This is a genomic window from Peribacillus psychrosaccharolyticus ATCC 23296 (assembly GCF_000305495.1).
In the GTDB taxonomy this organism is placed as follows: Bacteria; Bacillota; Bacilli; order Bacillales; family DSM-1321; genus Peribacillus; species Peribacillus psychrosaccharolyticus.
The window spans coordinates 1-10,069 of the sequence record NZ_AJTN02000192.1; the positions used below are offsets into that span (position 1 = coordinate 1).

At 39.1% G+C, this 10,069-nt stretch carries 11 protein-coding genes; 9 read left to right on the plus strand and 2 right to left on the minus strand.

The genetic code is table 11. The features are described from left to right. The first annotated feature begins 70 nt into the window (after positions 1-70). Positions 71-874, plus strand: a complete 804-nt coding sequence (locus WYK_RS11310; protein WP_040374604.1) for a patatin-like phospholipase family protein — start codon at positions 71-73, stop codon at positions 872-874. Then, positions 864-1,898 carry a SepM family pheromone-processing serine protease gene (locus WYK_RS11315; protein WP_040374605.1) on the plus strand — a complete coding sequence of 345 codons (1,035 nt, stop codon included), beginning with the start codon at positions 864-866 and terminating at the stop codon, positions 1,896-1,898. Before WYK_RS11310 ends, WYK_RS11315 begins: the two co-directional genes overlap by 11 nt. Before the next feature lie 35 nt (positions 1,899-1,933). Here the strand turns inward: WYK_RS11315 and WYK_RS11320 are convergent, their stop codons facing one another. After that, positions 1,934-3,154 (minus strand): nucleotidyltransferase, encoded by a 1,221-nt coding sequence (locus WYK_RS11320; protein WP_040374606.1) that lies wholly within the window; start codon positions 3,152-3,154, stop codon positions 1,934-1,936. A 309-nt stretch (positions 3,155-3,463) separates the two neighbouring features. On the opposite strand from WYK_RS11320, the gene WYK_RS11325 reads away from it, so the two are divergent. The 4 genes from WYK_RS11325 to WYK_RS11340 all read left to right on the plus strand — a co-directional run bounded on the left by WYK_RS11325 (position 3,464) and on the right by WYK_RS11340 (position 5,827). Then, on the plus strand, positions 3,464-3,985 hold the full coding sequence (locus WYK_RS11325; protein WP_040374607.1) for a YceD family protein: 522 nt from the start codon (positions 3,464-3,466) through the stop codon (positions 3,983-3,985). 71 nt (positions 3,986-4,056) lie between these two features. Continuing rightward, positions 4,057-4,230 (plus strand): 50S ribosomal protein L32, encoded by a 174-nt coding sequence (gene rpmF / locus WYK_RS11330; RefSeq protein WP_040374608.1) that lies wholly within the window; start codon positions 4,057-4,059, stop codon positions 4,228-4,230. 123 nt (positions 4,231-4,353) lie between these two features. Further along, a complete protein-coding gene (locus WYK_RS11335) occupies positions 4,354-5,118 on the plus strand; it encodes an enoyl-CoA hydratase/isomerase family protein (protein WP_040374609.1) in 765 nt (254 codons plus the stop codon). A gap of 97 nt (positions 5,119-5,215) precedes the next feature. After that, a complete protein-coding gene (locus tag WYK_RS11340; RefSeq protein ID WP_040374610.1) occupies positions 5,216-5,827 on the plus strand; it encodes an RsfA family transcriptional regulator in 612 nt (203 codons plus the stop codon). Positions 5,828-5,893: 66 nt separating this feature from the next. Here WYK_RS11340 and WYK_RS11345 read toward each other — a convergent pair whose 3' ends face one another. Beyond that, positions 5,894-6,361 (minus strand): N-acetyltransferase, encoded by a 468-nt coding sequence (locus tag WYK_RS11345; RefSeq protein WP_040374611.1) that lies wholly within the window; start codon positions 6,359-6,361, stop codon positions 5,894-5,896. A gap of 299 nt (positions 6,362-6,660) precedes the next feature. Here WYK_RS11345 and WYK_RS11350 point away from each other — a divergent pair, with 299 nt between their 5' ends. The 3 genes from WYK_RS11350 (at position 6,661) to bshC (ending at position 9,666) form a co-directional block, all read left to right on the plus strand. Continuing rightward, positions 6,661-7,530 carry a 2-dehydropantoate 2-reductase gene (locus WYK_RS11350; RefSeq protein WP_040374612.1) on the plus strand — a complete coding sequence of 290 codons (870 nt, stop codon included), beginning with the start codon at positions 6,661-6,663 and terminating at the stop codon, positions 7,528-7,530. Between the two features lie 4 nt (positions 7,531-7,534). Beyond that, entirely contained in the window at positions 7,535-7,924 is a 390-nt protein-coding gene (locus WYK_RS11355; protein WP_040374613.1) for a DUF3397 domain-containing protein, read from the plus strand. Positions 7,925-8,037: 113 nt separating this feature from the next. Beyond that, entirely contained in the window at positions 8,038-9,666 is a 1,629-nt protein-coding gene (gene bshC / locus WYK_RS11360) for a bacillithiol biosynthesis cysteine-adding enzyme BshC (protein WP_040374614.1), read from the plus strand. The last annotated feature ends 403 nt before the right edge of the window (positions 9,667-10,069 follow it).

Below are 10,069 nucleotides of genomic sequence, written 5' to 3' on the forward strand. Positions count from 1 at the left end.
CACATAGAAATACAATTTAAGACATAACTTTGTAAGAGGATTGTTTAATAAGTAATCTTAGAAAAGAGGGATTAGATGGCGGGAGCCTAAAATTGGTCTTGCACTGGGGTCCGGGGGGGCTAGAGGATTTGCCCACCTAGGCGTTCTCAAAGTTTTAAAAGAGGCTGGTATCCCCGTAAATATGATAGCAGGAAGCAGTATGGGGGCTTTGGTTGGTAGTTTTTATGCTGCAGGGTCTGATACGGAACGTTTATATAAATTGGCAAAGGCTTTTAAGCGGAAGTATTACTTAGATTTTACTGTGCCTAAAATGGGATTCGTTTCTGGGAAACGAGTAAAAGATTTAATTCGTGTTTTTACATATAACAAGTCACTGGAAAACTTAGATATTCCGATTGCTATCGTAGCTACTGATATCCGTACCGGAGAAAAGGTCATATTTCGCGAAGGCCCGATTGCCGAGGCGGTACGGGCAAGTATATCGGTACCTGGGATATTTGTTCCTGAAAAGATTGGCAATAGGATGCTGGTTGATGGGGGGGTTATCGATCGTGTCCCCGTTTCCGTAGTAAAATCAATGGGAGCTGATATTGTCATCGCTGTCGATGTTTCACATGTAAATAAAAATGTTGAAATCAATTCTATATATGATGTGATTATGCAAAGCTTAGATATTTTACAAATGGAGTTGGTCGAAAGCAGGGAGTTATCTTCTGACGTTATGATTCGACCCCGTGTTGAGAAATTTAGTTCAAAAGCATTTACAAATATTGAGGAAATAATTAGTATTGGAGAAGAAGCAGCCAGTCAAAAAATTGAAAAAATTAAGGGATTGATTGAATCGTGGAAGGAGTCTCAAATAGATGAGCCGTAAAAGATATACCCGCTCTTTCCTGTTTGCTGTCATTATAATTGTGTTATCAGCATTTTATACCCTGCCCTATTATGTAACTAAGCCTGGGATGGCCCAGGAATTAGAACCGATTGTAGAGGTGGCAGGCGGTGATGACGCAGAGGGAAGCTTTATGCTGACTACGGTCAGAATGGGAAAGGCAAATATTTATGGATACCTAGTTGCAAAAATGAGTAAATACCAAGAACTGTATCCGGAGGACGCTATCCGTGACACGGATGAATCGGATGAAGAATATAGTGAAAGACAACTTCATATGATGGATGGATCAAAAAACAGTGCCATTAAGATTGCCTACGAAAAAGCGGGGAAATCATTCTCGTTTGACTACCTTGGTGTGTATGTACTGGGTGTGATTAAAGGAATGCCTGCATATGGGAAGCTTAAGCCAGGGGATCAAATAATAAAAGTGGATAACAAAAAATTCCAGTCTTCAGCAGAGTTTATTGAGTATATTGGGAAGAAAAAAGCGAATGACACTGTTTTAGTTACCTACATGCGTGAAGATATTGAAAAAACAGTAAAAATTTCTTTGCAGGCATTTAAAGACCAGCCTAAAAAAGTGGGGATGGGTATTAGTTTAGATGATTATAAGAAACCAATTACTGATCCATCCATTACGATTAATACCGATCAGATCGGCGGTCCATCAGCTGGATTAATGTTCAGTTTAGAAATCTATAATCAGTTGACAGAAGGGGATCTTACTTCAGGTTATCAAATAGCTGGAACGGGTACAATGTCCGAAGATGGAACCATTGGGCCAATTGGGGGAATCCAGCAAAAAATTGTAGCAGCAGATAAAACAGACGCGGAAATTTTCTTTGCTCCAAATGAAAAGGGGATAAAAGGTTCAAATTATCAGGAGGCATTAATTGCGGCAGAAGATATAGACACTGATATGAAAATTGTCCCAGTTGATAGTTTTGATGATGCGTTGGACTATTTACATTCGTTAGAAAAAAATAATCCTAAAAAAACGTAAACGAACCGCACTTATGCGTATCGTTACGTTTTTTGCTATACCATCTTTCGATATATGACTGGTGATTCGTATTCGCGCTTCAATAATAAGGATTGGAATGGTTCTTTCAGTCCTAATGTATAAATGGTAGAAGCCTGAATATCCGCGTGAATACTATCCTCCTTGAAAGAAGCCAGCCTTGAAACGAGAGGCAGAGAAATATGTTTCTTTATTTGATGAAGATAGTCACGCCCATTATCATTCATGCCAAGGATCCGAAGATAAGAGGGTGATTCTTGGAGTTTTTTTGTGGTCTCTTTATATGTACCAGTAAGAATATGGACACAAACACGTTGAAGTCTTGTCCAGGTGTATCGTTTGGTCTTAATTTTTACCATAAAATCTTGGAAGCTTGTAGAGTGAAGAACCATTGATTTAAGACGATATTCAATGCCTTCTTCCATTTCGGCTATTTCGGCTAATTCAGCACTAGAAGCGGAAAGGAGACGGTACTTTAATAAGGGCCAGTAATCTTCCCATGTATGAAGTGAACCATATGTACGTATGTATCGGTTTAAACTTTCAGCTGTTGTTTCAGGTACATATTGTTTAATCGTACTGATTGTGCTCCCTTTCTCAGCGAGAGCTTTGCGAATCCCAGTTGCGCTTGCAATAGGTTGTGCTCCAAGCTGTGTTTCATGGTAATCTGCCTGGATCCGTTTAATTGTAGCGGGAATAATATCGAAAGAATGATGTAAGGCAGTTTTTATGTATTCAAATCCAAGAATATTATTTGGCTTGCTTAGATCAACTAATTTCAGTCCGTTTGACAGCTCTTGGTAAGCAAGAGAGGCGGCTTTTGGATAACTATTGCCGCTGGATAGATGGGTACGAAGAGCAGCGTCATAACTAGACTGTTGTTTTGTCATAAAATAATAGGCTTCCATAAATGGATCTATTGACCCGTCTTCACTTCCAAAACAAAATGAACTACATCCCAGTGCTTCTAAAATTGATATAGAGCCTCGTGCAAAGATTTCCGCATTTTGAGAAGCAAATGGAGCGGGAAGTTCGATGACTAGATCTACACCGGCTGCAAGAGCCATTTCAGTCCGAGCCCATTTACTAACTAAGGCAGGTTCACCTCTTTGTAAAAACGGCCCGCTCATAACCGCAATAACAACGTCAGCTCCGGACGCGAGTCTGCTTTGTTCTACATGATACGCATGGCCGTTATGAAAGGGGTTATATTCGACTACAAGTCCAACTGCTTTCAATGGTTATCGCTCCTTTTTGACAGGTTTTAATCACTGTTTGCTGAAACAGCTAAACGTATGCTAAGTCAATATTTTAGCATATATACTGAGGTCTGGTAGTTCAGTATCGACAGTTTTATAAATAAATATTAGCCAGCATGTTTGCAAAATCAAAAAAAATGGATATGATAGAAGGAGCGGGAATATTTCCTGGGTACTTTACATGCAGTGTTTAACACTGTTCCTTCAAGCTTTATAGTGTAAAGAAAAAATATTGACAAACGGTAGATTGACAGATATAATTACCTTTGTTGCCTTGAGGTGATTCATTTGAAATGGACTATTAGCCAACTTCAAAAATTCCGGGATAAGAACCTGCAAATAGATGAATTTGTAGATGTTTCCGATATTAAGGAAAGAGAAAAACAAATCCTTGGAGTCTCTCCGATGCATGTAACAGGTAAAGCAGATGTTACGTCTGCTAGAGCAACATTCCACTTGCATATATCTGGAGAACTTATTTTGCCTTGTTCCCGGACACTGGTAGATGTGAACTTCCCGATTAATATCGATACAACGGAAACCTTCTTTTTAGGTGCAGATAGTGCCTTATTTGAAGAAGATGGAGTAGCGGTGGCAAAAGGTGAAGTTGTGGATCTTATACCGGTAATTACAGAATTATTACTGCTAGAGATTCCGATGCAGGTTTTTTGTGAGGATGTCAATGCGGAAGGCGCTGCTCCTCATTCTGGGAAAGATTGGTCTGTTGTTACTGAGGAAGAACTTCAACAGAAGGTCGATCCAAGATTAGCAAAGCTTGCGAACTTTTTTGACAACGATAAAGAATCGTAATTGGGAAAAAGGAAGATAGAAGGCATCCGATCTTCATAGCTTCTTCATATTTTTTTAAGGAGGTGGGAATAATGGCTGTACCTTTTAGAAGAACGTCCAAAACTGTAAAAAGAAAACGTCGTACACACTTCAAACTTCAAGTACCTGGTATGGTTTCATGCCCAAACTGCGGTGAAATGAAACTTTCACACCGTATTTGTAAGGAATGTGGAACATACAAAGGTAAAGATGTTGTAAACAAATAATCGTATATACAAAAGGAGAGTTTCTCCACTTGTGTATACAAGGTTAGACAAACACAGGGATTAACATCATTCCTGTGTTTTTTGTTATGTTGTGCGATGGTCATAAAAAGAGGGGGACTTAACATGAAGGATGCGTGTTTGATAGAGAAAAATGAACGCGGTTACATGAAGATAACCATTAATCGTCCTGAAAAGAGAAATGCCATTAATCTTGAAGTAATGGAGTTAATTGATGGAGCGTTGGAAATGGCAGCTCAGGATGAATCAGTGAAAGTAGTGATTTTGACAGGAACAGGTAAAGATGCTTTTTGTTCAGGCGGTGATTTATCAGTCTTTCATAAACTGCGAACCGAAGAAGACTCCTTTGCTATGTTATCGAAAATGGGGGGGATTTTATACAAGCTTGCAGTATTGCCAAAACCTACTATAGCTGTATTAAATGGCAGTGCTGTCGGTGGTGGTTGTGAAATTGCCTCAGCTTGTGATTTTCGTTTGGCAAGAGAAGGAATTCGTATTGGGTTTGTCCAAGGTACCCTTGGCATAACGACTGGGTGGGGAGGTGCATCGCTTTTATATGAGAAGCTACCTGCTGGAGCAGCAATGGAGCTTTTACTTGGTGCGGAAATACATAGTGCAGAAGGAGCTAAAGAAAAAGGGTTTATTGATCATGTGATAATGAATACAGAATCTGAGTCAACGGCCTTCATCTCTTCCTTTTTAGAAAAAGAGCTTGGGGTGCTCTCGGCTTATAAGGAACTCTTGATTGCTAAATGGAAACAATCAGGGCTAAAGGAACGGATGGAACAAGAAAGCAGACAGTGTGCGAAGCTCTGGGCAACGGATGCTCACCATCATGCAGTTGATCGATTTCTTAATAGGAAAGGGTAATCATAACTAGTAAAAAAATTCTAGGTGTGTCTAGCTTTATCTTCTATCTTTCTAGCAAGTGCATATGATGGAATAAGTATGTTAGGGAGGTAGAGATATGTCAATAGCCAGGCAGGATGCATGGTCTCAAGATGAAGATGTAGTTTTGGCGGAAGTCGTTTTACGGCATATTCGTGATGGCAGTACACAACTTAAGGCGTTTGAAGAAGTAGGCAAGCGTCTGGCGAGGACGTCAGCAGCTTGCGGTTTTCGCTGGAATTCTTTTGTTAGACAACAATATAAATCTGGAATTGAACTAGCAAAGAAACAGCGGAAGGGACACAAACAACATGCTGTTGATCATACGACGGATATACAAGAAACAAAGCTTGCAGCTGTAGAAAAAAATGAGTCAAGACAGGGTGAATCGATCACCTTAGAAGAAATTATCTCATTCCTTTCCAGAATAAATGAACATACCGCTGTTAACCAAGAACAGAATGAAAAACTCCTAGCAGAAGCGAGAGTCCTTTCATGTGAAAATGATAAATTACAGATAGAAAACAAGCACCTACTGAATCAGTTGACCATACTAGAGGAAGATTATCGAACGCTCCTTTCCATCATGGAACGTGCAAGAAAATTGACAGTACTGGAAGAAGAGAAAAATAGTCCTAAAGTAAAATTCCAAATGGATAAAAACGGGAACCTAGAGAGAGTCTCCAAATAACGAGGGTTCGTTCATTTTTTTACGAACAAAGCGTGTATGGAGCCATACACGCTTCTATCATGTCTATTAGGATTTAGTTAATCCGTTTGGATGCCATAAAAGAGGGTTTTCTCCTAAATCTCGTTCCACATCATACACAGCTGCCTCGAAACCCATCTTATCCCAAAACAACTGTGATTTAACTCGAGGATTAGTTTTTATTGGAATGCCAAAACCTTTTGCAAATTCGACCAGCTGTTGACCATACCCCTTATGCTGATAATCTGGAAGAACTTCTAGTTTCCAAAGTTCAAGAAAATCCTCTTGAATCTCAAAATAGTGATTATATTTCGCTTTTCTTTCATAAAGGCTCATTCGTGCTACTAATTTATCCCCAAAATAGATTCCGTAAAAGGGTGAATAGCTGTCGTTCTCAATGATATTTTCTTGCAGGTCATCGAGCATAGATAATTCCTGCAAACCATACTCCTTGAACTTTTTGAATTCTTCTAGAGTTTTGTAATTAATAAGCAAACGTTCAACTTTTGAATCCATCAACCCATCCCCCTTATTCAGGCAGCTTCCTTCCGAAAAGAAACCGCTTCCTTTTTATTATAATATAGATCAGGGGAAAATTCCGCAATTTCATATAATAGACGTTCATGAGGAAGATGTGTAAAGAAAGATTATTTTAAATTTTATGTCAAAAATAAAGGAAACTGCATACCTGCTGGCGTAATAAGAAAAAAACATCATATTTTCTATTCTTTAATTCGAATAAAGATCCTGAGGTTCAGATTACATCTAAGGGAAATATTTGCTAAACTAGTGAAAAGTGAACTGAGGCGATACATATGGAAATAGGTATTATAGGTGGTGGTGCGGTTGGACTGCTTTTTGCTGCTTACCTATCTGCTGCACATGATGTGACGGTGTACACCCGTACAGAAAGTCAAGCTGAAATCCTGGAAAAACAAGGATTGGATCTTTACCGCGATGGTGAGGTAATTAAGATGACTCTTAAAGCTAAGGCCATTATAGATGGTCTAGATGAGCAGGATCTGTTTATCATTGCTGTGAAACAATATCATCTTATTGAAGTAGTGCCCATGATAGCTGAACTAAAAATACCGCTCATCTTTTTACAGAATGGCTATTCTCATGTCCCTATCATGACAAAAATGGCATCTCCGACTGTATATGCGGGTGTCGTTGAACATGGAGCATTGCGAAGAGGGATGAGTGCTGTCGAACATACAGGTATAGGTCTTACGAAGTTCGCAGCAGTAAAAGGATCAGGTTTACTGCTTAAAGAGGACAGTTCCTTTTTCCCTTATACAGAAGAAACAGATTACCAAGAGATGCTGACGAAGAAACTTGCGGTTAATGCTGTTATTAACCCGTTGACAGCCATACTAAAGGTTGTAAATGGAAAGTTGATTGATGTGCAGTATTATCATGAAGTCTTTACTGCCTATCTTGAAGAAGTGGCTGGGATACTTGATCTTGACCGAGCGAGCTTGGAAGAACATATCACGCAGGTCTGCCAAAACACTTACAAAAATCGGTCTTCCATGCTAAAGGATATTGAAAAGGGACAAGGAACTGAAATCGATTCGATAACGGGGTATCTTCTTTCCGTTGCGAAAGAAAAAGATAAAGAGCATTTAATGAGTTCAATGATTTATTCGATGGTTAAGGGAATGGAAAGTCAGGGAGGATAACGGGTTGACAAATTTCATCGCGGGTGTCGCAGCAACCTTTATTATGCTGCCCTTTGTCGTATATCTATTATTTTTTATACTCATTAAGCAAATAACTCATAATCATAAAAAAGCCGTACAAATGGCAATGGATATTAGTACCATCTTCTTTGTGTTTTCTGTACACTATCTTATCAGCGTTATTTGGGAGCTGCAGTTGTTCTGGATTCTTTTAGTGGTATTGTTATTTATCGCGATTTTCGTTGTTCTGATTCATTATAAGGTTAAAGGGGAAATTATTTTTGGGAAAATCATGAAAGGATTTTGGAGAGTTAGTTTCGCCTTTTTTCTACTCATTTATATTGGATTGGTTACATACGGGTTAATACAAAGAATTGTTCAATCTGTTATTTAAGCTTATAGTTGATTACCTGCATTGTAAGGATCTTGGGCAATTTTTTTTCTTTTCTTTCATAGGGATGATATACTCTAAAAAGAATTGCAGATGCAGGGAAAGGAAGTACATAAATGGAGTTAAGAGATCTCTCTTTACCGTCTTTAAATCAATTTGCTTCAGATTATCTGAACGGAAAACTTGAAGTAGAGGATTATTTTCATTACAAACTGACTGGCGAGGGAATGTATCAGAATAGATATCAAGAATTGATGACTAGAACATTCAAGCGTGCTGAAATAGCAGCTTACATAGAACAATATATGGAGCGATTTTCGGAAAGCAAACAGGTAGAGCTTAATATCGAGGCATTAAGAACACCTGATTCTGTAGTAGTGATAGGAGGTCAACAGGCAGGGCTTCTTTCAGGCCCTCTTTATACCATTCATAAGGTGATATCCATCATTAAACTGGCAGAGGAGCAGGAGAAACAACTCGGAAAACGGGTTATTCCTGTTTTTTGGATTGCTGGAGAAGATCATGATTTGGCTGAAGTAAATCATGTATATACGATGAAAAATGGGAAGCCTGTTAAGTCAGCGTATCCGTTTTACCATCCCTTTAAAACGATGGTAACCGATTTGGAACTAGATACTGAAAAAACGATGCAATGGATAGAGGACGTAGTTGAGAGCTACGGAGAAACTGATTTTACTAAAAAATTGCTTGCGACTGTCCGCGGAATTCTCCAGGAATCTAAAGATTTTGTAGAGTTTTTTGCTTCGTTGATTCACGAGTGGTTCCATGAATATGGTCTTTTGCTTCTTGATGCAGGTGACCCGCGATTAAGGAAGTTAGAAGCAGAGTACTTCAGTGAACTTATTCAACATAGCGATGAGATTACTGAGTCCGTCCTTTCTCAGCAGGCATTCATGCAAAAAGAAGGCTACAAACGAATGATTGAACTGGAAGAAACTTCTGCTAATTTATTTTATTATACTCCGAAAAATAAAGAGCGGATTTTGTTAGAACGGAAAGATGATCTGTTCAGCAGTAAAAATGGAGATATTAGGTTTACAATATCGGAATTGTTAGAAATGGCCGAGAAAGAACCCGAGCGGCTGAGTAATAATGTCGTCACTCGTCCTATTATGCAGGAAAAACTTTTTCCGGTTCTTGCCTTTATATCCGGTCCTGGTGAAATTGCCTATTGGGCTGAATTGAAGCGGGCATTTGAAATCTTTTCAATGAAGATGCCGCCGATTGTTCCAAGGCTTAACATTACTGTGGTTGAACGTGGAATTCAGACTGATTTATCTGAGACAGGTCTGGACATTGAGACAGTTCTGACACAGGGAACGGGAAAAGCAGTAACTGAATTTATGAATTCAGTGAAAAATGATGACATTGAATCGTTATTTAGGCAGATGAAGTCAACTCTTGGTGAAAATCATGAAAAGTTAACGGAAAAAGCAGTCGCTGATGATAAGGGGTTAGAACCACTTCTTATTAAGAATCGGCAGTTTTTAGATAAGCAGCTTAACTTTATTTATGGGAAAATCACGGAAAGCACGGAGAAGAAGCATGAAGTGGCCTTGAGTAAATATAGTCGAATAGCGAATGCATTATATCCGAATGAGTCTCCACAAGAACGGATTTGGAATGTTTTCTATTATTTAAATCAGTACGGTCCATGTTTTATATCCGATACGATGAAACTTGTTTATCAATTTAATAATCAGCATAAGGTTATTTATTTGTAATTGTTCATTAGGAGCAGCTTCTCATACTGAAGATCAGATCGATGAAAATCGAGCTGGTCTTCTTTTTTTAGTTTTAAAGTGGGGCAGTTGATTTCCGTTCCAGGCGCTTCGCTTTCCCCTCCAATCAACTGTTTTTCTAAATTCAATCTGGAGGTAAAATCTGGCGAACGAATGTTACATGTGCTATCTAGAACAGCTTCACATCTGATTACGTTCAGTACAATGGATTCTAAAGTGGGCAGTAATTTCTGTTCCAGGCACTTCGCTTTCCGCGGGCGGGCGGTGAGCCTCCTCGTCGCTAACGCTCCTGCGGGGTCTCACCTGTCCCGCTGTTCCCGCAGGGGTCTTCGTGCCTTCCACTCCAATCAATGGTCTTTAATTTAATCTGGATTTAAAATCTGGC

Coding starts and splice junctions, on each gene's coding strand:
- WYK_RS11315 (WP_040374605.1), top strand. CDS start 864: ATGAGCCGTAAAAGATATACCCGCTCTTTCCTGTTTGCTGTCATTATA.
- rpmF (WP_040374608.1), top strand. CDS start 4,057: ATGGCTGTACCTTTTAGAAGAACGTCCAAAACTGTAAAAAGAAAACGT.
- WYK_RS11335 (WP_040374609.1), top strand. CDS start 4,354: ATGAAGGATGCGTGTTTGATAGAGAAAAATGAACGCGGTTACATGAAG.
- WYK_RS11340 (WP_040374610.1), top strand. CDS start 5,216: ATGTCAATAGCCAGGCAGGATGCATGGTCTCAAGATGAAGATGTAGTT.
- WYK_RS11345 (WP_040374611.1), bottom strand. CDS start 6,361: ATGGATTCAAAAGTTGAACGTTTGCTTATTAATTACAAAACTCTAGAA.
- WYK_RS11350 (WP_040374612.1), top strand. CDS start 6,661: ATGGAAATAGGTATTATAGGTGGTGGTGCGGTTGGACTGCTTTTTGCT.
- bshC (WP_040374614.1), top strand. CDS start 8,038: ATGGAGTTAAGAGATCTCTCTTTACCGTCTTTAAATCAATTTGCTTCA.